Genomic DNA, 24,213 nt, shown 5'->3' with positions numbered 1-24,213 from the left:
TACTAAATCAGAGTCTCTATTTAACTTGTACACTTTTTATTCTAGGCCCAGCCATCATTTCTGAAACAGATTTATTGTCTTCAATCATTAATAATTTCAAATTGTCCACCCATCCTTTTTTACATACTTCATACCCCGAAAAGTTAAAAATTGTTACTATCAAGTTATCCTATACTAAAAATGTTGCATTTGTTTGAAATTTCTTAAAAGAAATAAAAAAACCTAGATATTTTTACAACAAAAAAGGCTGTCGAATTTCTTTAATAATTCAACAACCCTCAATTCATATGGAGATGGCGGGGATCGAACCCGCGTCCAAGCATATCGTCACTTAAACATCTACGTTCATAGCCGTATCATTTAAATTTCATCATCAATCGCGCCATACGACAGGGCTAACATCAATGACTAATCTGATTAATCTCTTCTGTCAGCTTCAGATGGGAGCGTTCAGCGTTAGTCCACTTAATTTAGGACCTGTAACCGACACATGGACGATATCGGGCAGATCTACACTAGAGTGCGCTTAGGCAGCTAAAGCGTAAGAATTGTTATTATTTTTTGCAGTTATATTTAACTGAGCGTCTTTACGTCACGCAACTACGAAACGCAGTCCAAGCTCGACCTATACCTGTCGAATCCAAAACATCCCCATACTTAAAGAATAACACAGTATGCAAAATAACTAAAGTAAATTAGTAAACGACTACTGCTTCTTTTTGTGAAAGGCTATCATAGACACTCTTCATATTGGCACTTGGTGTATTAGCACACCCACCAGAACCGTTGGTCAGATATGCTGTACTTGACCAATCTGTTCTCCAGCTAGCATCATGGAAACCACATCCAGTGCTGGTAAACTGAGCCCAATAGTTAACTTTTACAGAATAATTTGCATTCCCAGATTCGCTACCTTCTAACGTAGCTGGAGACTGTTTATACATTATATACCAAACACCTGTTGGGGTATCTTCGTTTGTACTATGCTTTCCTGTTACAATATTAGTTGTATAAACTTCTTTACCATCTACATAAAACCAAGCTCTTTGATCTTGAATTGAGACTTCCGCATAGGTTGTTCCAATCCCATCATTTGTCAAATTATCATACCCAGTTCCATATGTCAGATAACCAACGCCATATATATCAGATGCCGCATCTACTTCACCTGAATTATTGATAAAAGCAGCACTGATTGTTTCATACGAATCACTGCTTTTTAGTGCCCAGCCGTAAGTTCCGCCAGGGACATCTACAGTATTTCCTGCGTGAGTTTTAAAAGATATTCCCTTTTGCAGTGTTGCTTGTTTATTGTTAATATTCTTAACTTCATTTAATATTCCATCTTGTGCAATTTGATATTTACCACCGATATAAGTCGCTTGATTAATTATATCTTTACCCGCTAGAGTATAACTTGTTTGTTGCACCTTGTACACAACTGTCCGCTTAGCTAATGCTACTAACTTAGTCCTTTGCTTTTTTACTTGGCTACTTGAACTTGTTACCGGCTGGATAATGGACTTCTTTATATCCGTAGTAGGTTGATTTTTTTGTTTATCATATGCTGCTAAAATCTTAGCAACATCATATTGATTTCCTCTTTTGGAAGCAGTATATGTTATCTTACCGTACTGTAAAACTGCATGCGCATCAACTGCTGCAGTGAGCTTGCTGTTTTTATCATTTAACAGCTGCTTCAGTTTTTGTTTAATAACATTGTTTCTATAGCTGCTCACATTTGATGGTGTTATTTGATAACTTACTTTCTCCGTTTTCGGGAAAAAAGACCATTGTTTCTTAAGAATTTGTTTGATCTTGCTTAAATCTTTCTGGGTAAATCCAGAACTTGTTTTTTTACCTTTTAGAAACAATTTTCCATTCAAATAAACATTATTGTCTATTTTTTCAGACTTTAAATGGGCAAGTGCACTCTTCTCATTTAAACCGCCAACCGAAATACCATTTATTTGTACATTCTTATTAAAGTGCGTTGAACGGTAATACGTATAACCGCCAATGATTGCTGCAATCAAAAAGACTGCAACTCCTCCAACGGTCAACGCTGCTTTATGCTTAATTTTAACCACCTCATAATAATTAATTTAGTTTATAGGATAACACAAAAGAGCTACAGATATAACTCTTTTGTCTATTGAGATTAATTACTTACGTATTACTAAAACTGAACATGGTGAATTCTGTGCCAAATAACTGGCTTGAGAACCAATAAAGATTTTCTTACGGCTACTTACATGCTTTGTTTTTGAACCACAAATCAATACATCGGGTTTAAAAGTTGGTATTATGTCCGCAATAATCGTAGGAGCAGGTTTTCCTTCTGCTACAAAGCCTTCAATAGCTGCAACTCCATGTTCTTTTGCTATTTTGACGTAAACATTAACATCAGCAAGTAAAGTATCGCTGATTTCATTTCGCCTTTCTGGACTGAGTGCCTCAAAAACATTTAAATCCTCTAATTCAAGTATTGAGACGATTCCCAACTTTGCATGATTCCTAAATGCAAGTGTGACTGCAAATTGAAATGCGTTGATTGAAGAACTTGAATCATCTTGATCAATCGCCACCAAAATTCTTGCGAATGGCTTATCCTTCATTTCAAATTGTAGAGATTTTTCATCGACTGCCATACTACCGCTTCCTTCCAATCTACCATTTTTGTGAATCCCATAATCGTCCATCTAATTCATTTTCTGCCTGTTCAATTCTTTTTCCTTGTTCCTCACAAAGAACAGCTAAATACTCAAAAAAAGCTCGTCTCTTATAATTTTTTTCTTTTTTTGCTAACTCAGTTGCTTCAGCTGTCAACCATGCACTAGTATTCATTATCGTCAACTTCTTTCATCAAATCAACTTCTGCTTTCAATTCAGTTAGCATCTCCTTGTGTTCAACAAAATTAGCAAGTATTAGTTGTATTTCAGAATTATTTTCACCTACTGCTATTTCTTCTAAAGATCTAATTACCCAAGCTTGCTTCTCTTCAAAATTTGCTGGTTGATTTAATTCAAGATACTGCAAGTAGTCAACTACCAATCTTTTTTTGGCTGTCTCAGTTTGATACGCAAATTTTTCAATCACAAAATAAGGAATTAATTTCAATCCTAATCTATTTGCCAACGATCCTAAGGGACTAAGCAAACTTGAGAGCGAGTAACCTTCACTGCCGCCTAGCCGATATGCTTCTTCAGATTGACCAATGTTCACGACGATTCCGAGCTCCTTACCCTTCAACCAGGTTGCATCATTTTGCCGTAATGTCACTCGCAGCCATTCAAACAATATTCCGGGTGCACTATACCACAGCAATGGAAACTGTAGAATAATTCGCTGATTTTTATGCAACAATTCTCTATTTCTAGCAGTCTCATCCAAAGTTGCTACATTCAACTCCAACCATGTGATATTTTGCTGTGCTGCTATCACTGCCTTTAAAAACTGCTGCGTACTAGAATCCTTAATCTCTGGATGTGCAACAATCACCAATGTTTTCAAGTCAGCTTACCTCCATTACATCTTGTCCATTGTCTTGTTCAACAGCTCATCAACAAATAAATTTCCTTTATTATTCAGATGTCCCTTAGTCCAATTGAAAGAAATCTTAGAAAACTTATTAAGTTGAATTGCTATTTTTTGCCAGAGTTCCTGATTAGCGACTTGGGTACCACTCGAAGTTTTCCAACCACGCTTCTCCCAATTGGTCAACCAATCTTTGTTGATTGCATCAAGAACATACCTTGAATCAAGAATCGCTAATATTTGGTTATTATTTAACTTTTTCTTCTCTAGCTCTTCTAATGCCTTCAACAGTGCCATAATTTCCATTCGATTATTTGTAGCACCATATTCACCAGCTGACTGAGAATATTTCTCATCATTATTAATGAATAAGAATGCCCATGCTGCTTTATCGTCTGCTCTTACATGCTGACCCTTCTTATTACCATTATTACGTGAGCCACCATCAGTCCATAAAATTATTTCTGCCTTATTCTCCAGACTCGCACCATTCTCTACTTGACTCGCTTTTTTTTGAGCAGGCTTTGGACCACCTGCTAACCAGCCTTTTGCTTCTTCCAAATCATTGAAGCCTTTGAATCTTGCTTGCTGATACCCCTTAACCTGAACCTGACATTCAGACCAAGTTCTATATATTCCAGGTTTTCTACCCCGAGACACTACATAATACTTAAACGCGATTTTACATCATCCTCACTTTGTAGCCAATTATAATACATTTTCCCTGTTTAAACTAATTCATGCGATTTTTATATCTTCATAGAAAGAGATAAATGGAAAAGAACATGGAGATTGAACCGAGCATCACAAAAATATGCCAGTAAACATGAACGTACTTCACACCTTTAATGCTATAAATAGCCGCTCCAAAAGTAAACATTAACCCGCCGATTACCAAAAGAATAAAACCAACTTTTCCAAGTGAGATGAACAAGCTTTTGGCCCCTAACAAACATAGCCAGCCCATCAATACATAGGTCAGAGTTTCAATCCATTGAAACTTGTTATTATGCACAAACAAATGGAATAAGATTCCAAGTATTGATAATATCCAAATAACACTCAACATCCACGCCCCTTGGGTACCCTTAATTGCCAATAAACAATACGGTGTATATGTTCCAGCAATTAGTATAAAGATACTGCAATGATCCATCGCTTGAAAGACAGTTCTCGCCTTTGTAAAATACAGCGAATGAAACAGTGTTGAAGCTGTATATAAAGTCATTAGCGCGATACCATATACTAAAAATGAAGTTAAAACTATTTCACTATGCTCCGTAACACCTTTGATTATTAACAAAACAAAGGCTGCTATGCTAAGTGTAATTCCTATTCCATGAGTGATACTACTCCAAATTTCGTTTAATAATCTTTCCTTTGTATTCATCTTTGTCGCTCCTTACATCAAGTAGTTGCATAGTTAATATAACATAGATTTGCAGTCTAGGTAACATAAAAATTGAATTTTAATTTTAGATTTAGTCGATTACATGTGCTATACTTGAAATATCTGATAGGTGAAAGAGGTTTTTCAATGCATAATGAATTCGAAAAATGGCTGACTGCTTTTAGCAAGAAAAGATTACCGCTCTGGAATGAGTTCCCAGACTTTGACTTATATATGGACCAGCTTGCAAATTTAGGAAATCGCTATCTAGAAGATTTCATTGATACAAAAATAACCGCTTCTATGATTAATAGTTATGTCAAAAAGGAGTTAATGGAACGACCAAATAAAAAAAAGTATACAACTACAAATGTTGCTGAACTGGTTGTAATCAGTCTGTTAAAATCAATTTATCCACTCGAAACTATCCGAAGTGGCATAAAACAGTCTACTAAGGATGCTCCAATTGCAGACTCATATGATTATTTTGCAAACCTTTTCAATCGCACTCAATCTAGTTTTAGTCTCGAAAATTCCCCTCAAGTTGATTCATTTAATGAAAATATGATTCAATTAACTGAACAATTTGCAATTCATGCAGTTATCTATAAAATGATTGGTGAAAAACTTGTAAATTTACAAAGAACATCAAAAATTAAGTAAGCTTTTTCATAATCGTTGTTGCGTATTTTAAGTGTAACTTAATCTGGTTGATCATTACTATGTATTTAAACAAATATTTATAAATTTTTGAATTCCAATAATTTAGTAATAAAAAAACAACCTTCAAAGGTTGTTCTTTTATTACTAAATTATTTAACTTCTGGTGTACCAAACCAAGCAATACGTTCTTTAACAATATCTGTAATTGCTTGTGCACCAGGTGCAAGAAGTTTACGTGGATCGTAACCCTTACCTTGTTCGTCTTTGCCAGCTTCGATATATTTACGCGTTGCTGCAGCAAATGCTAACTGACATTCTGTATTAACATTAACCTTTGAAACACCTAATGCAATAGCCTTTTGGATTTGTTCCTTAGGAATTCCTGAACCACCATGTAATACAAGTGGTGTAGAAATTTCAGCTGCAAGTTCCTTCAAACGATCAAAGTGAAGTCCTGTCCAGTTTGCTGGGTATTTACCATGAATATTACCAATTCCACATGCTAAGTAGTCAACGCCTGTAGCAGCAATCTGCTTAGCTTCATCAACATCAGCTAATTCACCTTCACCGATGATGCCATCTTCTTCACCACCGATTGAACCAACTTCAGCTTCAACTGTGATATTTTTAGCATGTGCTAAAGCAACGATTTCCTTAGTTTTTTCCAAATTTTCTTCAAATGGAAGATCATGACCATCGAACATAACGGATGTATAACCGACTTCGATACATTCTTTAGCAGCTTCATAGTTACCGTGATCAAGATGCATTATAACAGGAACAGTAATTCCCATTGACTTAACAGTTTGTTGTACCAAGTTAAGACATAATTCATAACCACCCATGTACTTTGCAGCACCCATTGATGTTTGAATTAAGATTGGTGTGTTTGTTTCTTGCGCAGCAGCAAGAATTGCACGTGTCCATTCCAAGTTGTTTGTGTTAAATGCTCCGACTGCATAGTGACCTGAGCGAGCAGCGTCAAAGATTCCATTACCGTTTACGATTGACATAAAACAGCCTCCTAAATTATATTACTCTTTTGAGTACGTCTATATTCTAACACATTTTCATAACAATTCTAATTAATATTTGAAAGTTTTCACAAAAGACAGCTCTTTGCAAACTATTCTTTCATTAATTATAACTATCTCAATGATTTTTTCTTATCTTGTGCGTATCTACAAGCGGACAACCTACGTCTTCACAATCATGGCATCCGCTACTTCCTTTTTTCAAAAAACGTGAATATATCACATAAAAGAATGCTGAAAAAATTAATAATGCCAAAACAATCGTTGCAATCATACTATTGTGCTCCCTTTCATTTCATCCTGGATTTCAAATATTTGCTCTTCTTTGTCTTTTTTAATAACTAAACAGTATACAAAAATTGCAATAACAGCTAAAACTGCTGTGACAGCCTGCCAACTAATATTATTATTGACCAACTGATATGATTGGAAAATCAATAAAGCTGCTAAGTATGCAACTGCAGTCTGATATCCCACAGCTTTCAGTGTCCATTTCACATCACCATACTCCTTATACATTGTACCAATTGCTGCAAAACATGGGGCACAAAGTAGATTAAATGTTAAAAACGAGTATCCTGCCATTGCTGAATAGGTACCTCTTAATGATTCCGTAAAAGCGGTCGCTGTCCCACTGCCAAATGCTATTCTAAGTGTGCCAACACAATTTTCTTTTGCAATTAATCCTGCCAAAACCGCAACAGTCGCACGCCAATCTCCAAAACCTAATGGAGCAAATAATGGTGATAAGATTGTCCCAAAAGTTTTTAACATGCTCTCTGACTGGGAAACGGCCTGTAATTTAAAGTTAAAATTCGAAAGAAACCATATCAAGACACATGAAGCAAAAATAATTGTTCCTGCTTTTTTGATAAACCCATTTGCCCTATTAATTACCTGATTTAGAACATTAGCAGCCCTAGGAAAGTGATAAGCTGGTAATTCCATCACAAATGGCAGCGGCGGTCCAGAGAATAACTTAGTCTTTTTCAAAAAGATCCCTGAACCAATAACCGCGAGCATCCCCATAAAATATGCAGAAGGTGCAATCCAACTTTCATTTGGGAAAAAGGTTCCTGAAATAAGCGCAATCACGGTCAATTTAGCTGAGCAAGGCATAAAGGTCGTAAGCATAATTGTCATTTTACGGTCTTTCTCATTTTCAATCGTTCGCGTTGCCATTATTCCTGGAACACCACATCCCGTAGAGATTAACATTGGAATAAATGATTTCCCAGATAAATTGAATTTATGAAAAATTCGATCCATCACAAATGCAATTCTTGCCATATACCCGCAATCTTCTAAAATACCCAGACACAAAAACAACATCATTATCTGCGGAACAAAGCCCAGAATTGAACCCATACCATTGATTATTCCATCTATGATGAGTCCTTGCATCCAACCTGCCACCTGCAAACTCTTTAAAATAGATGTTGTATAATTAGGAATCCATTGACCAAAGAGTACATCATTGACCCAATCCGACCCCATAGTGCCAATTGTCTGAATAGATAAATAATAAATTAACCACATTACCATTACAAAGATGGGTAAGGCCAAGAACCGGTTGGTTAAAACTATATCCAATTTATCACTCAGACTTGCTTTGAAATCATCTGTAGAAATTACTGACATTTCAATTATTTTTGAAATAAAATCATAGCGAGCATTTACAATGATACTATCGCTGTTTTCGCCAAATATTTCTTCAGCTGTTGCTATTACTGCTGCAATTTCATTTTTCTTTTTTTCACTAAGCTGAAGTTCATCACTGATTTGATCATCACACTCAAATAATTTGATTGCATACCAGCGCAAACTGTCTGCTGCAACAACTCCTTTAATCGTATCTTGAATCATGCTCAAGGCACTCTCAAGCCTTTCATCATATTCCGGATATGTATACTCCACTTGATTACTTACAATTTCTTTTTCTAATTTCTGAATATTTTTCTTTTTTAGTGCACTTATCCACACTACTTTCAGTGATAACAAATAAGAAAGCTTGTTGATGTTTATCTTCTTGCCTGACTTTTCAGCAACATCCATCATATTCATTGCCAGTACTAATGGTGCTCCCGTCTCCATTAACTGCAATGTTAAATATAGATTTCTTTCAAGATTAGTCGAATCAACTACATCAACAACTAAATCTGGCTGTTGGCTTATTATAAAATTTCGCGTGACCCTTTCTTCAATACTATATGGTGACAAGGAGTATGTGCCTGGTAAATCTTGAATGATAATACTGTTATTCGTTTTTAATTTACCTGCTTTTTTCTCCACTGTCACACCAGGCCAATTACCAATCGTCTGGCTTGAACCTGTAAGCAAATTAAAAAGGGTAGTTTTTCCACTGTTGGGATTTCCTACTAAGGCAATACTTTTCATTCCTCAACACTCCTAACAACCACATAATCAGCCTCTTCTTTACGCAAGCTCAACTTATACCCCCGCAGTTCTATCTCTATTGGATCACCCAATGGAGCGATTTGGCATACTTTAATCAAGGTATGGCCCGTTAAACCCATATCAAGTAATCTTTTTCTTAAAGGCCGAGAACCATTAATCTTAATAGCAATCCCTTGATCCCCAACATTCAAATGAGACAACCTTTTCAAAGCATCATCTCTTTGCTCATCAGCACTGATTACAAGTAAATTGCTCGCAATTGAAGCATTTATTGCTAATCTTTGTCCTTTTATAACAATTACTTTACCTGTATCACTAGTTCCACTCAACAAAGTAATTGTTGCATTATTCACAATTCCAATTTCATTGAGCCGCCTTACCAATTTTTTGTTACCTAGTATTTCTGCAATAACATAGTTGCCTTTTTTATTAATTTCAGCTAGTGCCTTCACCGATTACTTCACCTCTAAATGAGAACTATTTTCATTTATGTAAAAATAGCACAAATTTTTTCCTAGTACAATCTTTTTTTGCAAAAAAAAAGACTACCAAAACTATATGTCTTGTGTAGTCTCTATGAAATCTTCAGTAAGACCCAAAGAAATAGGCTTTGCCAGATAAAAAATTATTCGTTTTGCCCAACCAATTAATTACTTCTTTGTGGCTTCTGTAGGCCCAAGTTCAACAATTCTTCCAGTATTTGTATATACAATCCATTCTGAAACATTGGTCACATAATCACCCATTCTCTCAAAATGAGTAGCAATAACCATATATTCTGAACCAACGCTAACAAAATCAGAATCAGTCTGCATTGCATTAAGCGCTTTTTCTCTAACTTGTCTCAAATAATTATCATTTACTTCGTCATCATCAGCAAGACTCCGAGCTTTTTCCTCATCACTGTGAACATAAGCATCAATTACATCCAACAACATCTTATGCACATGTTTGCTCATCTCTACTAAAAGGCCTTCAATCTCCTGGTTCCGATTATTTACATCAATTCGGTCAGTGGAATGAACAACGCTTACTGCATGGTCACCAATTCTTTCTAAATCTGAACTTGCTTTCAATATCGTAATCAACACTCTTAAATCACTAGCAACCGGCTGCTGTAACGCAATAACTTGAGCTGTCTTTCTTTCAAGGTAGATTTCACTCTCATTTATTGCAAGATCATTTTCCAAAATTTCTTTGGCAAGTTTTTCATCATGATTTTCAAAAACCTTTGTTGCATTTTCAAGTGACTTTGCGACATCAAAACCCATCTTAGCAAAATCTTGATGGAGATTTTCAATTTGTTTCTCTAAAATTTTCCTCATCTTAATTCCCCCTTTGCCTATCCAAACCGTCCGCTAATGTAATCATCCGTTTCTTGTCTCTTTGGGTTAAGAAATACGCCCTTCGTCTTTCCTTCTTCAATTAATTCTCCATTTAAAAAGAAAGCGGTTCTGTCAGAAATTCTTGAAGCCTGTTGTAAATTATGTGTCACTATAATAATAGTATAATTATCTCTAATTGTTAAAAGCATGTCTTCAATTAAGCCACTTGATACCGGATCAAGCGCCGAAGTTGGTTCGTCCAGCAAAATAACATCTGGTTGAACGGCCAGCACTCTGGCGATACAAACACGCTGCTGCTGCCCACCTGAAAGTGAAAGTGCACTTTTATGCAGTTCATCTTTAACTTCATCCCAAACAGCTGCTTGCTTTAAACTTTGTTCAACACGTTCATCCAGTAATTGTTTGTCTTTAATACCAGCAATTCGCAATCCATAGGTGACATTTTCATAAATCGAGAAAGGAAAGGGGTTAGGTTGCTGAAAAACCATGCCCACCCTTTTTCGAAGATCAACCGTATCCATCTTAGGACTATAAATATCTTGCCCATTAATCATGATACTCCCTGTCATAGTAACAGAAGAAATCAAATCATTCATTCGATTAAGTGTCCTCAAGTAGGTTGATTTACCACAACCAGAAGGCCCAATCAATGCATTGATTCCCTTGGCTGGAAAAGATAAATTAATCCCCTTTAAAGCTTCTTTTTTCCCATAGTACAGGTGTATATCCTTTGTAGTAATAAATTCTTCCATATTAGTGCCTCCTAGCCAAAGTTCCCAGAAATATAGTCATTTGTTGCAGTGACTTTTGGTGTTGTAAAAATATGCTTTGTTTTATCGTATTCAAGAATATGCCCTAAATGGAAAAAGGCAGTATAATCACTAATCCGCGAAGCCTGTTGCATATTATGAGTCACAATAATGATTGTATAACGTTTCTTTAACTCTACTAGGGTCTCTTCTATTTTACTTGTTGAGATAGGATCAAGTGCACTTGCTGGCTCATCCAGCAATAAAATATCAGGTTTCATTGCTATTGTTCGAGCAATGCAAAGGCGCTGCTGTTGCCCACCTGATAACGACCATGCACTCTTTTTTAAGTCATCTTTTACTTCATCCCAAAGTGCAGCATCCTTTAAGCTACTTTCAACAACTTCTTCTAATTTTTTCTTATTTTTTAAACCCTGTTCTTTCAATGCAAAAGTAATGTTTTCACGAATAGATTTTGAAAATGGATTAGGTCTTTGAAAGACCATTCCAATATGTTTTCTCATCTCATAAACATTAATTTTCTTTGAATTAACATTCAAACCACGATATTGAATCTCTCCTTCTACCCGGGCAACATTATCGTTCATTCGATTTAACGAGCGCAAATAAGTTGATTTGCCAGAACCAGAAGCACCAATTAAAGAAGTAATCTTGTATCTTTCAAATTCTAAGTCACCATCAAAAAGTGCATGCTTATCACCATAAAAAACTTGTAGATTCTTTGTAGCAATCGCAAGCTCGTGTTCATTAGAATCAAATTTTAAAATATTTTTTTCATTAAAATCATATTTATTAATACCCATTAACAAATCCTCCTACTTGGTTGCCGTCAATTTGCGATACAACTGATTACCAATTACGCGAGCAGAGAAATTAAAAATCAAAACCGCAATTATTAAAACAGCAGATGAACCAGCTGAGACTGCTGCTGCATCAGGCATAACACCTTCAGAATTAATTTTCCAAATGTGGACTGCTAAGGTTTCAGCTGGTCTCATTAAATTGAGCGGACTAGTTGCATTGAATGGGTTCCAATTGCCAAAGTCAATATTTGTTGCGCTTTGCCCCGCGGTATATATTAAGGCGGCTGCCTCACCAAAGACACGGCCCGCACCTAACACAACACCCGTTATGATTCCAGGAAGTGCCTCCGGTAAAATCACTTTAATAACTGTCCTCCACTTAGATAATCCCAAAGACAATCCGGCTTCTCTTTGAAGATCTGGAACTGCTCTAAGTGATTCTTCAATATTTCTAGTTAGTAACGGCAAGTTAAAAAATGTAAGAGCAATTGCACCAGATAAAATTGAAAATCCCATGTCTAGCTGAACAACAAATAATAAGAACCCGAATAGTCCAACAACAACAGAGGGTAATGAACTCAAAACTTCAATCGCCATTCGTACAGTAGCAGTAAAAATATTTTTGGGAGCATATTCTGACAGAAATATTCCCGCGCCTAATGAGATTGGAAAAGAAATTATTAAAGTCAATAGTAATAAGTAAATGGAATTGAACAACTGTACCCCAATCCCGCCACCACTTGTGAAGGCTTGTGATGGAGCAGTCAAAAAATGCCATGAAATATGTGGAACGCCCGAGATCAAAATATCACCCAACAAGAAAGCTAGGATTAAGACAACTAGAACAGCAATAACACGAATAACTGCAATAGCTACATTATTTTGGAATTTTGTTTTCATATTACATTCTCCCCTTGCGTCCAATGAATCTTACAATGATATTGAAGATTAATGACATTAATAATAGCATTAAAGCAAGTGACCAAAGGGCATTATTTCCCACAGTTCCCATAACAGTGTTCCCAATTCCCATTGTAAGTACACTTGTCAAAGTTGAGGCTGGTGCCAGCAGACCCTTTGGCATTACAGCAGCGTTACCGATAACCATTTGAACAGCAAGTGCCTCACCAAATGCACGAGCCATCCCAAAGATAATCGCTGTCAAAATACCAGATGTTGATGATCTTAAAAGAACTTTATAGATTGTTTGCCATTTTGTAGCACCTAACGCTAATGAAGCTTCCTTATAATATTTTGGAACTGCCCTCAAACTATCCACAGTCATTGATGTTACTGTTGGCAGAACCATTACAAAAAGAACAAAAGCTCCGGATAATATTCCGTATCCTGAACCGCCAAAATGAGTTCTAACAAATGGTACAACTACAGACAATCCGATAAATCCATAAACAACTGACGGAATTCCCACCAGTAGTTCAATAACACTTTGAAGCAGTTTTTCACCACGCCTAGATGCTACCTCTGTCATATACAGTGCTGTTCCAATTGCAAATGGAGCTGCAAAAATCACAGCAATAATTGTTACTCCGAAAGAACCAGTAATCATCGGTAAAGCTCCTAAAAGTGGATTGCCTGCTTTATCCGTTGCAGAAGGATTCCAATTTGTTCCAAAAAGAAAATCCCAGATACTTGCTTTATTAACTACAAATGTTGCTAATCCCTTTGTTGCAACAAAGACAAAAATTGATAATACAACAATTACTATTAGTGATATACAAGAATATGAAAGCACTTTACCAACTATATCCTGTCTCGTTTCTCTTGATGTACTTTGAATCTTATCCTTGATAGGATCCATTAAAATCACCTCTCCACCAAAATTTGGGAGTGAACTAAATGAATTTTCACTTAGCTCACCCCCATTAATCATCCATTGTTTAACAATTATATTTTAAATCATTATACAGTCGGAGATTACGGTATTGCAATTTATTATTTAATATCAGTTACTTTGTTATCTGCATTCTTTTGAACCTTCATCTTACCAATTGAAACGTAACCAAGTTCTTTAACCAAACTATTTTGAACTTTGTCAGACTTCATGTAGCTAAGAAATGCCTTTGTTGCAGCATTTGGTGTTCCTTTAGTATACATGTGCTCGTATGACCAAATTTTCCATTTGTTTGTTGTTACATTTGCATCAGTTGGCTTTACACCATCAAGTGATACTTCTTGAATACTAGAAGTAATGTATGAGAAAGCTAAGTAACTAATGGCACCTGGTGTCTCAGCAACCATCTTTTGAACAGTCCCATTTGAATCTTGTTCTTGGGACTTAGCAGCTGTTTCACCGTTCATAACATTCGTTTCAAAAGTAGCACGAGTTCCACTACCTTCCGCACGATTAATCAAAACTATATCCTGATCTTTACCGCCAACTTCTTTCCAGTTAGTAATTTTACCAGTAAAGATGTTGCGTAATTGCTTCATTGTTAAGTTTTTAACACCTACGTCCTTATTAACAACAGGTGCCATCCCCACAACGGCAACCTTGTTATCATTAAGCTTGCTTGCTGTTATACCATCACTTTGTTGCGCAAAGATATCAGAGTTTCCAATTGTTACCGCGCCAGATTGAACTTGGCTTAAACCAGTTCCTGAACCGCCACCTTGAACAGTAATGCTTACTTTAGAATTATCTGTTTGAAAATTCTCTGCAGCTTTTTCTACTAATGGTTGTAAGGCCGTTGACCCAACGATTGTAATCTTACCAGATACTGCCTTACTTGAGGCAGATGAAGATGACGAACTTGAATTAGACTTCCCGCATCCAACAAGAATAGCTGAAGCAGCAATAATAACTGTAGCAATTTTGGTGAGCTTTTTCATTTTTTTCTTCTTCCTTTCGTTGTTACAAGTATCATTCTATTATATGAATGTAAAGATAGAAGTCACTTTATTGTAACGTTTGTGTAAAGGAATTTTTTGTGAAATTCTCCCATCAACTCTTCACATATTTAAAATCAATCAATTCAAAAATTAAGAAATATGATTTTCAACTAGTATCTGCTTAATAGTTTTGCCTATCTTTTCCGTTTTTGTCCACTCTTCAAAATGATCAAATTTTTCTTCAGGCATCTCGAAGTTCTGATTTATGTAATTTTCATATTCAATAACACTAGTTGAGCGTGGAATATTGAGCTGCAAAATTCTGACTTCCTTGATTAATCCTCTTTGTACCGCTAATTCCGCCCTGCCATTTTGAACCATATTTGATATTTCAAAGTACTTTGTACCATCATTTCTTGTGATTTCCTCAATCAATGTTAAAATTTCATGACTCTTCATTTGTATCCTCATCCTTTCACAAATAGTATAGATAGTCAGCTAATATTAAGTCAACCAATCTTTTTAGTTAACCATTTAATAATTTGAATAATTATAAGACAGCCAAAAGGGTGTTGTCATAGTAACTTACTCAATATAATCAAAGAAAGGGCTAAGCCAAAATATTCTTTTGGCTTAGCCCCCTCTGGCATAAGAGAGAAAGAGAATTGATTAGAAGGTAAAATAGTAATTACCTTACATCTATTATGATACCGATTTCAGTAAGCGTTGTCAATATCTTTTTTATTTTTATTATTTTTATTTTGTCATATACTATGAATTATAGTTTTACTTTTATACACTGGGAGGAACAATAATTTGGTAAATCCAAAACAATTCAAACTTAGTTTCTTTTTAGGAGCAATTCTGTGCATTCTTAAAGTTATTGTTTCACTGTTAGGAAACTACAGTGCTACTCTTAAAATCTTTAGTATTGGAATTATGCTAATTCAAACTAAGTATTGGTTTGTACCACTTCTGCTAATAATTCTTTTCTATCTCTTTGTCTCGCTTCTCTTTTATTTGCTTTTTAGATTGATTAACCTCGGTGTCCGTTTCTTTCTCAATTAACATATATCAAAAAATAACGCTCACTAGTTCGTCTTCTAACAATTTTTATTACAAAAAATCAATAAGAGACTGGAACAAAAGTTAAATTTTGTCTCAGTCTCTTATTGATTACGAATAAACATGTTTCATAATTCAAATTCTCCGTCTAACTTTTAATTACTCATAGCAAAAATGCACATCATGTACATAAATTCGAGTTAGTACTCAAATTTACCGCAGTATATCTTAGCTATTGTGCTTGAATTATTTTAATTAAAGTAATCTGTTAGGGATCTATATCCCCATCTCACTCTTAACCACATCTACTATTTGCATAACGTATTCATGGACTTCTTCCTTTGTTTTAGCTTCTGCCATAACTCTAAGAAGATTCTCTGTTCCACTAGGTCTAACTAGGACACGGCCTTCAGAACCCATCTTAATTTGAACCTGCTTAATTATTTCCTTGATTGCTTCATTTTCTAAGGCAGCCTTCTTGTCAGTTACCTTTACATTGACTAATTCTTGTGGATAGGTAGTCACTTCACTAGCAAGTTCAGATAATTTCTTACCTGTTTTCTGAACTACATTAAGTAACTGTAACGCTGTCAACATCCCATCTCCTGTTGTATTGAAATCAAGAAAAACGACGTGTCCAGATTGTTCACCACCCAAATTATAGCCATCTTTTCTCATCTCTTCAACAACATAACGATCACCTACTTGCGTCTTTACTGAGTGCAATTCCTGTTTTTCCATTGCCTTGTACAATCCAATATTACTCATCACAGTGGTAACAATCGTATCCTTTTTTAACCTGCCACGTTCACTCAAATATTTGCCGCAGATATACATAATCTCATCACCATCAATAATATTACCAAGCTCATCAACAGCAATACATCGATCACCATCACCATCAAAAGCTACTCCTAATTGTGCCTCTTTTTCAACCACAAATTTTGCTAATGCTTCTGGATGAGTAGAACCAACAGCTTTGTTAATATTTAAGCCGTCAGGTTCAGTGGCAATCGTTTCAAAATCAACACCCAAGTCTGCAAATAATCGCGAAACTAATCCACTAGTTGCTCCGTTTGCCCCATCAACAGCTATGTGGAGGTCATCTAAATTATCTGGGATCGTCTGTTCCAAGAATTGCGTATATTTTAATACGCCTTCATGATAGTCGCTTAAAGTTCCAAGACCTTCTGCAGAGGGGCGTGGCAGATTATCAACTCCAGATTCAAGCAACTGCTCAATTTCTTCTTCCTTTTCATCAGATAGCTTATAACCATCCCCACCAAAGAATTTAATACCGTTATCTGCAACTGGATTATGCGATGCAGAAATCATAATACCTGCATCAGCATCCTGTACTCGGACTAGGTATGCAACTCCAGGGGTCGTGATGACACCTAGTGAAAAGACTTCAATACCAACTGAAAGCAAGCCAGCAATTAATGCTTGCTCTAACATTTGACCTGAAATTCTTGTATCACGTGCAACTAAGACTTTTGGCGGTTTAGTATCGCTTGCGTGTTTTGTTAACACAAATCCACCACAGCGACCCAACTTGAATGCAAGCTCCGGGCTAAGCTCTTGGTTTGCAATACCTCTAACACCATCTGTTCCAAAATATTTCATTTCTAGTTAATCCTCATTTCACTACTAAATTTTAATTATTCACTTCACTGCTTGAAGAACTTTGTGAAGAAGTCTGACTTTTACTTTCTGACTCGTTTTGACTTGATTTTGTCGAAGAACTGGATGTTTCATTCATAGAACTACTTGAACTTTGTGAAGAGACTGTAGACTCACCACTAGAAGAAGCCCCCACGGTTATTTTTACCTTGACACTCTTTGGTTGTACAACTGTTACTCCACTGCCAGGAGAGGTAAGATTGACACTCTTAGTCGTTGTACTTGATACTCCATCAATTGGAACCGGAACTTTATAAGATGAAACACTGGTCAAATTACTCTTTGTCCCTGATAACGTCACCGTTTCAGTTGAACTGCTTAGTGTATAACTTTTATCAGAATCACCATCTCCGGTTGTTACAAATTGAACAGGCACCTTCTTCGTTGTAGTCTCACTGTAAATTGGTATCTTCACATTAACTGTCTGTGGCGAAATCACCACGTTGAGAATTTTACCCTTATCATCTACTGCTTGCAACAATACTGAACGGCTAAAGGTCTCTTTTGTTCCTTTAGGAATTTCAACCGCAGCTATAATCTCTGATATCTTGCTGACCTCTGAGGAAGCTCCTGTAGCACTAACAACATCTTGATCAGCAGTCGGGCTTCCTACCTTATAGTCATTAGCAACCCTTTGTTTATCATACTTAAACTGCACTGGGAAGGATTTAGTCTTTCTGTTACTAATCGTGATTTTAATCTTTTTAGGATTAATTGTATAATCCAAGTCACTATTCAATCCTGATTGTTTCAGAGTTACCTCATGGGTTCCTGGTTTCAAATCTGTCAAATCTGCATAAATTTTAAAATTACGAGTATTTGAAATCGTTGTTACCATTGCCTTTGAACCAGAAATTTTTACTTTTACTTTTTCTGGATAGCCAGTAACAAAATATTTATTACTATTTACGTCTAGTTGCAAGGCCACCTTCATAGTAGTTGAAGCATTTGCTAACATTGTTGATTCAGTATTATTTCTAGTACTACTCAAATTATCTTCATTTGTATATGCAAAAAGCAAAACTGCTAACGTTAACGCAATTATTCTGTAAAAAAGAGGAGAATCAATAAATTTATTAAAATTCATTTTCTCTTCCCTCCTTCAAAAAAACTAACGAAAGATGTCAAGATTCTGTTCTCTTTTTTATCCTTTTCCTCAACAATTAATTCTCTGTTCAATAACTTCAAGTAGTCTTCCCTAGTCAAATCCCTTAATAACTCATTATTTTTTGTGATGGTTACTCCACCAGTCTCTTCTGAAACGACGATTGTGAGTGCATCTGTAACTTCACTGATACCAACCGCAGCTCTGTGTCTTGTTCCAAGTGCTTTTGGAATTAGGTTACTTTCTGATAACGGTAGATATGCTGCCGCTACAGCAATCTTATTTTCCTTAATTATGACTGCACCATCATGCAATGGTGTGTTTGGAATAAAAATATTAATTAATAGTGCACCTGTAATGTCCGCATCCAGCCTAATACCTGTTTCTACGTAGTCTTCCAAACCTGTATTTTTTTGAATTGTAACTAAGGCACCTATTCGACGTTTAGACATATATTGAATTGCCGAATCAAGGGCCTTAATCATGTTACGTTCGTTTTCATTTTGCTTTTTATTATGAAAAAAAACGGAACCACGACCAAGGTGTTCAAGCCCTCGTCTAATTTCTGGTTGGAAAATAATTATAATTGCTATAAAACCCCAATTAATTATCTGATCAGTTACCCAAGATACCATTTGCAAATCAAAAAACCAGCTTATAAGTTTAATTAGTACTATTATAATTACACCTTTAAACAACTGGACGGCTTTTGTTCCTCTAAGCAGCATCATTAACTTGTATATCACGTACCATACTACTAGAATATCTATTATGTTAGCTACATTTTGCCATGAGAAAAGGCTGTCCCAAGCAATGTTCATCATTTTACCCCCTAAGAAATATAAATTAATTATAGCACAGATATCTCTACTTCTGTGTTACAACCAAATAGTTAAAAAATACAAAAGTTATTTCATTATTCTTCAATTTTTAGTATTAATTATGTAAAATAGCTGTAATGGAATTGGGTGATTTTATGTCAAAATTAAATAAATGGATAGTTCGACTTTCTTTTTATATTTTTATGCTATATATCTATATTACTGTCGCGTCTCACAATGGAATATACAGCTTTCTGTTATTAAATACTTTCCTAGGTTATATTCCAATTGAAATTGCAATGCATATTGATTCTCAAAAGAAAACACCAATCTTTATAGTTTTATTAATCTTGTGGCTTCTATTTTATCCGAATGCTCCGTACGTTATTACTGATCTCTTCCATCTCGCAATGCTTAATCCTTATGACAGCTCAACTGGACTAATGGAGTTCAATCTCCACCTCTGGCTAAAATTCACTAACTTGGTCACTAGTGCTCTTGGGTGTTCATTAATGGGATTTTGGAGTCTGGAACATGTCGCAGATACAATCTTGATTAAATTTAAGTTATGGTCTAAAACTAACAAAATTACCTTAATTTCGGCTTTAATAGTCTTTTCTTCCGTGGGAATCTATATCGGTAGATTTTTAAGACTTCACACCGCATACCTTTTTATCGCTCCTAAAGAGGTAATATCAGAGCTTATCCAAATGTGGAATCCACGGATGCTTGTTTTTATTGGCTTTATGACAATTATTCAGTTGATTTTTTACTTTTCTTTCGCCATTACACGTAGTTCTTTGGCAAACGATCAAGAATTACTTGAACAAAATAAAAGTACACAGGAAGAACAATAAGGAGTGTGCATAAGTCGGGAAAATTTGAGTACTAATTCAAAATTATATTTAATCACAAAAATACCGTTCCTCAAAAATTAGCTTTTTTATCTAACTTTTGAGAGACGGTATAAAATTTAATTTTTAAACTGAATTTTCCCTAAATCGAATCAAATTTCTGCAATTATTTTTGCTGCTAGAGAAATACAATGCCTCCTGGAATTAACTTGGTAAGATTGATGCTCGCAAATTTAGACTCTCTTCATGATTGATATATTGCCGCAAACTATTTGCAGCTTGATGATTGACATAACCTTGCTCGACTAAATACTGCAGTGCGGATCTTTGTGCTGCAATTGACTTAAATCTAAGTCTCCTAACTTGCTCTTGATAATCTTTCCTTGAGAGTGCTTCCTTTCCTTTTTGTTTTTCAATAATACTTTTGTAAGTAATTATCATGTGATAGATAACTTCTCGATTTATTTTTTTCTCATTAACCTCAGGATTCTTGATATATTCTGAAAGGCCCTTAATTGCTGCTTTTGCAATTGAACGTTCAACAAGCCTAACTTCAACACCGTATTTCTCATCTTGTTTAATACCAATCCACAGCGAGATTGAGCGCCAGAACTTTCTCGTGGATTCCAATACAGTTGGGAATGGCCATTCTTGTCGAATTCTAGCCTTATAATCTGCCCGCTTTAGTTGATTTTTTAAAGACTTCTTGAACTTATGATACACTTTTTCTTGGATTTGATTTGTCTGATGAAGCCGTTCCAATTCATTGAGCTGACCCCTTAATGCAACTTTGTGCAGCTTAATCTCATCTGAGGTTGCTGCTTTGTTTAAGTCATCCGCATATTCATTAACTTCGAGTCTTTTTATCATAAATTGATATTCCAAGATTAGATGATAAACAGCTAACTCGTTGCCCATGCGCCTTTGTTCTTCAAGACTTCGAACAGCGGTTTTTAGAATATACAATTTTGCTTTGTTGCTACTAATCTCAAGTTGCTCATCTTCATCTTCATCATCAGGTGTATCCAAAACTTTGCTGGCATCCAAGTCTCCTAATCCTCCACGTGTTTGCAAGGCGACATCTCCAGAAATAAATGGTAATACGATTATTGCAGCAACCATACTTAGAATGATTACTCCAGCGGCAATGAATAACACCAGGGATCTTTCAGGAAAAGCTTCACCCGAAGCAATCTGTGTTGGAATAGTAAGTGCTCCAGCCATCGTAATTGCACCACGAACACCAGATATACCAGATAATAGCGCAACCTTTAGTTTTTCTTTCACTGATTTGGATTTAGCGTCACTAGTGAAGAGCTGATAGCAATAAGTCCAAGTTATCCTAATTAATAGTAGTAATCCCCACATCACAAAGACAAAAAATATTGCTGAAAAAGTGTTTATATCTTCATTTTCAATCGTTCCGTGCATCGCAACAGGAAGCTCCACACCCAAAATCGTGAACATTATTCCATTTAGGAGATAAACGATTAAATCCCACATTCTTTCACTGACAATATTGATCTCAGGCTGAATTCTGATAAATGAATTACGTTTAGATGCAAAGATAACGCCTGCAACAACAACAGCTATTACACCGGATGCATGAAACGATTCTTCAGTCAGTAGATAAATGATGAAAGGTACACATAATTGAAGCACTGTATTAAAAACAACATCATTAAATCCCTTGACAATCAGCCACTCAATGATTAACACAACAATTGTTATCAATACAAATCCTGATACAAATCCGACAATTCCAAAATAAAAAAGTTCCACCAATGCTGTTTTAAGTGAAAAATAGCCAGTAACAGCTACCATTACTGCATACTTAAAACCAATCAGTCCACTTGCATCATTTATCAAGCTTTCACCACTGACCAAATGAAGAATGTTATCAGGCAGTTTAACTTGTTTTGATATTGAATGTACAGCAACTGGATCTGTCGGAGCTAGAATCGCAGCTAGAGCAATTCCTACTGGCAGAGGAAGTGCAGGTATTATTAGATGAATTAGGAAGCCGCCAAGAAGCATCGTAATAAATACTAAAATAATGGCATTATTAAAGATTGCCCCCTTCAGCTTCCAAAGTTCTTCTTTAGGAAATTTTCGCCCATCATTATATAACAAGGGAGCGATAAAAAGTAACAAAAACCAACTTGACTCCAACTCGATTTTTAAGTTAAAAATAAGTGCGAAAATGGTTCCCAAAATAATTTGAATCAAACTCACAGGAATTGCTTTAAAATAATGATTAATCAAATTTGATAATAAAACTAATAGAACAAGTCCAATGACGGTTTCCACAATCGACATTCAGCTAACACCTCCATCTATTATTATTACAAAAAATTGACTAAAAAAAAAGGAGTCTGCCTTTCTTTTCGCAAAACTCCAGAAAAAATTATTTTTCACCTATAATTCTTACTTCTGTTTGTAATTCTACAGAAAATTCTTGTTTAATAATTGTTTTAATATATTTTATGACGGCAATATAATCGGAAGCTGTTGCATTCCCCCGATTAACAATAAATCCCGCATGTTTGAGTGAAATTTGGGCGCCACCAATCATAAATCCTTGCAATCCTGCATCATGAATTAATTTACCCGTAAAATATCCTTTCGGTCTTTTAAAAACACTGCCACAGGATGGGTATTCTAATGGTTGTTTAGAACCTCTTAAGAAATTAAAATTATCCATTTTTTCTCTAATTTCCTTTTTGTCACCACTCTGTAATCTAAAAACTGCTTTTAACACAATATCTTCTTCATCTTGAATTCTGCTGTGTCTGTATGCAAAGTTCATTTCTTCGTTTGTGTACGTTCTCATTTTTCCTTCAGGAGTTAAAACCTCAACTTCGCTAACTACTTGACTGACATCTCCTTCATACGCGCCAGCATTCATGAAGACTGCTCCTCCAACACTACCCGGAATCCCTGCAGCAAATTCCATTCCTGTCAAACCAGCACTATATACCCTTTCTGTCACTCCTATTAAAGATGCACCAGCTTCTGCAATTACTGTGCTGTTCTCTATTTTGATACTTTTCATGTTAGTTAAGATTATTACGAGACCTCTGATTCCCTTTTCTCTTACAATCAGGTTACTTGCATTCCCAATCACAGTTACTCGCAACTGATATTCATTTGCAATATTAATCATCTCACAAATATCTTTTGTCTCTGTTGGAAAGGCAAGTATCTCAGCCGGTCCTCCCGTTTTTGTATTGGTATACTCTGACAACGATCTTTCAACTTTAATTTTTTCTTCAGTAAATTTTTCTACGAATAATTCTTGTATCTGTTTCATTCCAAATATCCCCACATTCATTAACATCTCTTTCAAGTGTAGCACTTTTTCTTCAAGTACCACACCACTAAACATACACTATTATATTTTATAAAATTTTGTGTCCTTTTGTATAAATAAATCACTTATTTCATTAAATATTAATAACTTAAAAAAGCTATGTCCCCTTTAACATTTGCAATCATTCTGCTAAAATTAAGGTTAAAATTATGGTATGATTGTATGCAAATATATAAAAGTTAGGAGGTCTTGCCTATGAATTTTGTTGCATTTGATTTTGAAACTGCTAATGCTAAAAGAAATAGTGCTTGTTCAATTGCACTAACTGTAGTTGAAAATAACCGAGTAGTTGATGAATTGTATTCTTTAATTGATCCTCAGACACCATTTCACTGGCGCAATACCCAAATACATGGAATAACAGGAAAAGATGTTCTGGGAGCTCCTAATTTCTCAGAATTGTGGCCGCACATATCCAATTTTTTCATGAAGGATAAATTAATTGGGTTCTACAATATTGGGTGTTGATGGAAGTTCATCAACACCCAATTTTCATGTAC

The 24,213-nt window shown here is 35.5% G+C and carries 25 protein-coding genes, 1 other RNA gene and 1 pseudogene; 4 read left to right on the top strand and 23 right to left on the bottom strand.

Translation table 11 applies throughout. The features are described from left to right. Positions 1-197, top strand: a 197-nt coding sequence (locus ABF682_RS10515; RefSeq protein WP_415619782.1) for a hypothetical protein, incomplete at its 5' end; no start/stop codon positions are given. 88 nt (positions 198-285) lie between these two features. On the opposite strand, the gene ssrA is transcribed toward ABF682_RS10515, so the two are convergent. From ssrA to trhA, 7 genes are all read right to left on the bottom strand, one after another. Further along, positions 286-653: a transfer-messenger RNA gene (gene ssrA / locus ABF682_RS10510) on the bottom strand. 42 nt (positions 654-695) lie between these two features. Continuing rightward, the gene (locus ABF682_RS10505) at positions 696-2,090 is read right to left on the bottom strand and encodes a L,D-transpeptidase (RefSeq protein ID WP_415619781.1); all 1,395 of its coding nucleotides are present in this window, start codon (positions 2,088-2,090) and stop codon (positions 696-698) included. A gap of 75 nt (positions 2,091-2,165) precedes the next feature. Then, positions 2,166-2,651: a universal stress protein gene (locus tag ABF682_RS10500; RefSeq protein ID WP_289981101.1), complete on the bottom strand. Its 486-nt coding sequence runs from the start codon at positions 2,649-2,651 to the stop codon at positions 2,166-2,168. Between the two features lie 19 nt (positions 2,652-2,670). Next, positions 2,671-2,847 (bottom strand): hypothetical protein, encoded by a 177-nt coding sequence (locus ABF682_RS10495; protein ID WP_415619780.1) that lies wholly within the window; start codon positions 2,845-2,847, stop codon positions 2,671-2,673. Beyond that, a complete protein-coding gene (locus ABF682_RS10490) occupies positions 2,837-3,514 on the bottom strand; it encodes an NAD(P)H-dependent oxidoreductase (RefSeq protein ID WP_415619778.1) in 678 nt (225 codons plus the stop codon). The genes ABF682_RS10495 and ABF682_RS10490 overlap by 11 nt, the downstream gene beginning before the upstream one ends. Before the next feature lie 15 nt (positions 3,515-3,529). Then, complete coding sequence (locus tag ABF682_RS10485) at positions 3,530-4,219, bottom strand: ribonuclease H family protein (protein ID WP_289981112.1); 690 nt, start codon at positions 4,217-4,219, stop codon at positions 3,530-3,532. A gap of 76 nt (positions 4,220-4,295) precedes the next feature. Beyond that, positions 4,296-4,928 carry a PAQR family membrane homeostasis protein TrhA gene (gene trhA, locus ABF682_RS10480; RefSeq protein WP_289981097.1) on the bottom strand — a complete coding sequence of 211 codons (633 nt, stop codon included), beginning with the start codon at positions 4,926-4,928 and terminating at the stop codon, positions 4,296-4,298. A gap of 147 nt (positions 4,929-5,075) precedes the next feature. On the opposite strand from trhA, the gene ABF682_RS10475 reads away from it, so the two are divergent. Continuing rightward, positions 5,076-5,591 (top strand): DUF1836 domain-containing protein, encoded by a 516-nt coding sequence (locus ABF682_RS10475; protein WP_415619777.1) that lies wholly within the window; start codon positions 5,076-5,078, stop codon positions 5,589-5,591. A gap of 149 nt (positions 5,592-5,740) precedes the next feature. On the opposite strand, the gene ABF682_RS10470 is transcribed toward ABF682_RS10475, so the two are convergent. The 14 genes from ABF682_RS10470 to cdaA all read right to left on the bottom strand — a co-directional run bounded on the left by ABF682_RS10470 (position 5,741) and on the right by cdaA (position 19,486). Continuing rightward, positions 5,741-6,604, bottom strand: a complete 864-nt coding sequence (locus tag ABF682_RS10470) for a class II fructose-bisphosphate aldolase (RefSeq protein WP_289981095.1) — start codon at positions 6,602-6,604, stop codon at positions 5,741-5,743. Positions 6,605-6,743: 139 nt separating this feature from the next. Beyond that, the gene (locus ABF682_RS10465) at positions 6,744-6,899 is read right to left on the bottom strand and encodes a FeoB-associated Cys-rich membrane protein (RefSeq protein WP_415619776.1); all 156 of its coding nucleotides are present in this window, start codon (positions 6,897-6,899) and stop codon (positions 6,744-6,746) included. Further along, positions 6,896-9,022, bottom strand: a complete 2,127-nt coding sequence (gene feoB / locus ABF682_RS10460) for a ferrous iron transport protein B (RefSeq protein ID WP_415619775.1) — start codon at positions 9,020-9,022, stop codon at positions 6,896-6,898. Before feoB ends, ABF682_RS10465 begins: the two co-directional genes overlap by 4 nt. Continuing rightward, entirely contained in the window at positions 9,019-9,495 is a 477-nt protein-coding gene (locus ABF682_RS10455; RefSeq protein ID WP_289981090.1) for a ferrous iron transport protein A, read from the bottom strand. Before ABF682_RS10455 ends, feoB begins: the two co-directional genes overlap by 4 nt. Before the next feature lie 198 nt (positions 9,496-9,693). Continuing rightward, entirely contained in the window at positions 9,694-10,368 is a 675-nt protein-coding gene (gene phoU / locus ABF682_RS10450) for a phosphate signaling complex protein PhoU (RefSeq protein WP_289981089.1), read from the bottom strand. 17 nt (positions 10,369-10,385) lie between these two features. Beyond that, the gene (gene pstB, locus ABF682_RS10445; RefSeq protein WP_289981087.1) at positions 10,386-11,141 is read right to left on the bottom strand and encodes a phosphate ABC transporter ATP-binding protein PstB; all 756 of its coding nucleotides are present in this window, start codon (positions 11,139-11,141) and stop codon (positions 10,386-10,388) included. Between the two features lie 11 nt (positions 11,142-11,152). After that, a complete protein-coding gene (gene pstB / locus ABF682_RS10440; RefSeq protein WP_289981086.1) occupies positions 11,153-11,962 on the bottom strand; it encodes a phosphate ABC transporter ATP-binding protein PstB in 810 nt (269 codons plus the stop codon). A gap of 12 nt (positions 11,963-11,974) precedes the next feature. After that, positions 11,975-12,862 carry a phosphate ABC transporter permease PstA gene (pstA, locus tag ABF682_RS10435; protein WP_289981084.1) on the bottom strand — a complete coding sequence of 296 codons (888 nt, stop codon included), beginning with the start codon at positions 12,860-12,862 and terminating at the stop codon, positions 11,975-11,977. Between the two features lies 1 nt (position 12,863). Further along, entirely contained in the window at positions 12,864-13,781 is a 918-nt protein-coding gene (pstC, locus tag ABF682_RS10430; protein WP_289981082.1) for a phosphate ABC transporter permease subunit PstC, read from the bottom strand. Between the two features lie 134 nt (positions 13,782-13,915). Then, positions 13,916-14,812 (bottom strand): phosphate ABC transporter substrate-binding protein, encoded by an 897-nt coding sequence (locus ABF682_RS10425; protein ID WP_289981081.1) that lies wholly within the window; start codon positions 14,810-14,812, stop codon positions 13,916-13,918. A 150-nt stretch (positions 14,813-14,962) separates the two neighbouring features. Further along, positions 14,963-15,271, bottom strand: a complete 309-nt coding sequence (locus ABF682_RS10420; RefSeq protein ID WP_289981078.1) for a hypothetical protein — start codon at positions 15,269-15,271, stop codon at positions 14,963-14,965. Between the two features lie 882 nt (positions 15,272-16,153). Then, a complete protein-coding gene (gene glmM, locus ABF682_RS10415; RefSeq protein WP_289981077.1) occupies positions 16,154-17,503 on the bottom strand; it encodes a phosphoglucosamine mutase in 1,350 nt (449 codons plus the stop codon). Positions 17,504-17,534: 31 nt separating this feature from the next. Then, complete coding sequence (locus ABF682_RS10410; protein WP_289981074.1) at positions 17,535-18,647, bottom strand: YbbR-like domain-containing protein; 1,113 nt, start codon at positions 18,645-18,647, stop codon at positions 17,535-17,537. Next, positions 18,644-19,486, bottom strand: coding sequence for a diadenylate cyclase CdaA (gene cdaA, locus ABF682_RS10405; protein WP_289981073.1), 843 nt, complete (start codon positions 19,484-19,486; stop codon positions 18,644-18,646). Before cdaA ends, ABF682_RS10410 begins: the two co-directional genes overlap by 4 nt. 155 nt (positions 19,487-19,641) lie before the next feature. On the opposite strand from cdaA, the gene ABF682_RS10400 reads away from it, so the two are divergent. Further along, positions 19,642-20,343 carry a DUF1361 domain-containing protein gene (locus ABF682_RS10400; RefSeq protein ID WP_289981072.1) on the top strand — a complete coding sequence of 234 codons (702 nt, stop codon included), beginning with the start codon at positions 19,642-19,644 and terminating at the stop codon, positions 20,341-20,343. A 201-nt stretch (positions 20,344-20,544) separates the two neighbouring features. Here the strand turns inward: ABF682_RS10400 and ABF682_RS10395 are convergent, their stop codons facing one another. Together ABF682_RS10395 and murB are read right to left on the bottom strand one after the other, a co-directional pair. Next, positions 20,545-22,659, bottom strand: coding sequence for a cation:proton antiporter (locus ABF682_RS10395; RefSeq protein WP_415619774.1), 2,115 nt, complete (start codon positions 22,657-22,659; stop codon positions 20,545-20,547). An 88-nt stretch (positions 22,660-22,747) separates the two neighbouring features. Further along, the gene (gene murB / locus ABF682_RS10390; RefSeq protein WP_415619773.1) at positions 22,748-23,653 is read right to left on the bottom strand and encodes a UDP-N-acetylmuramate dehydrogenase; all 906 of its coding nucleotides are present in this window, start codon (positions 23,651-23,653) and stop codon (positions 22,748-22,750) included. Between the two features lie 255 nt (positions 23,654-23,908). Here murB and ABF682_RS10385 point away from each other — a divergent pair. Then, a pseudogene (locus tag ABF682_RS10385) lies at positions 23,909-24,169 on the top strand (exonuclease domain-containing protein); the annotation flags it as partial. Positions 24,170-24,213 lie beyond the last annotated feature (44 nt).

The sequence above is a fragment of the Liquorilactobacillus sp. genome (genome assembly GCF_047719775.1).
Lineage (GTDB): Bacteria > Bacillota > Bacilli > Lactobacillales > Lactobacillaceae > Liquorilactobacillus.
The sequence above is the reverse complement of the archived record's forward strand: the minus strand, read 5'-3'. Positions and strand labels throughout refer to the sequence as shown.

Coding starts and splice junctions, on each gene's coding strand:
- trhA (WP_289981097.1), bottom strand. CDS start 4,928: ATGAATACAAAGGAAAGATTATTAAACGAAATTTGGAGTAGTATCACT.
- ABF682_RS10470 (WP_289981095.1), bottom strand. CDS start 6,604: ATGTCAATCGTAAACGGTAATGGAATCTTTGACGCTGCTCGCTCAGGT.
- ABF682_RS10495 (WP_415619780.1), bottom strand. CDS start 2,847: ATGAATACTAGTGCATGGTTGACAGCTGAAGCAACTGAGTTAGCAAAA.
- murB (WP_415619773.1), bottom strand. CDS start 23,653: ATGAAACAGATACAAGAATTATTCGTAGAAAAATTTACTGAAGAAAAA.
- ABF682_RS10410 (WP_289981074.1), bottom strand. CDS start 18,647: ATGAATTTTAATAAATTTATTGATTCTCCTCTTTTTTACAGAATAATT.
- ABF682_RS10475 (WP_415619777.1), top strand. CDS start 5,076: ATGCATAATGAATTCGAAAAATGGCTGACTGCTTTTAGCAAGAAAAGA.
- pstB (WP_289981087.1), bottom strand. CDS start 11,141: ATGGAAGAATTTATTACTACAAAGGATATACACCTGTACTATGGGAAA.
- ABF682_RS10425 (WP_289981081.1), bottom strand. CDS start 14,812: ATGAAAAAGCTCACCAAAATTGCTACAGTTATTATTGCTGCTTCAGCT.
- cdaA (WP_289981073.1), bottom strand. CDS start 19,486: ATGAACATTGCTTGGGACAGCCTTTTCTCATGGCAAAATGTAGCTAAC.
- ABF682_RS10395 (WP_415619774.1), bottom strand. CDS start 22,659: ATGTCGATTGTGGAAACCGTCATTGGACTTGTTCTATTAGTTTTATTA.
- ABF682_RS10465 (WP_415619776.1), bottom strand. CDS start 6,899: ATGATTGCAACGATTGTTTTGGCATTATTAATTTTTTCAGCATTCTTT.
- pstB (WP_289981086.1), bottom strand. CDS start 11,962: ATGGGTATTAATAAATATGATTTTAATGAAAAAAATATTTTAAAATTT.
- pstA (WP_289981084.1), bottom strand. CDS start 12,862: ATGAAAACAAAATTCCAAAATAATGTAGCTATTGCAGTTATTCGTGTT.
- feoB (WP_415619775.1), bottom strand. CDS start 9,022: ATGAAAAGTATTGCCTTAGTAGGAAATCCCAACAGTGGAAAAACTACC.
- ABF682_RS10500 (WP_289981101.1), bottom strand. CDS start 2,651: ATGGCAGTCGATGAAAAATCTCTACAATTTGAAATGAAGGATAAGCCA.
- ABF682_RS10420 (WP_289981078.1), bottom strand. CDS start 15,271: ATGAAGAGTCATGAAATTTTAACATTGATTGAGGAAATCACAAGAAAT.
- pstC (WP_289981082.1), bottom strand. CDS start 13,781: ATGGATCCTATCAAGGATAAGATTCAAAGTACATCAAGAGAAACGAGA.
- glmM (WP_289981077.1), bottom strand. CDS start 17,503: ATGAAATATTTTGGAACAGATGGTGTTAGAGGTATTGCAAACCAAGAG.
- phoU (WP_289981089.1), bottom strand. CDS start 10,368: ATGAGGAAAATTTTAGAGAAACAAATTGAAAATCTCCATCAAGATTTT.
- ABF682_RS10400 (WP_289981072.1), top strand. CDS start 19,642: ATGTCAAAATTAAATAAATGGATAGTTCGACTTTCTTTTTATATTTTT.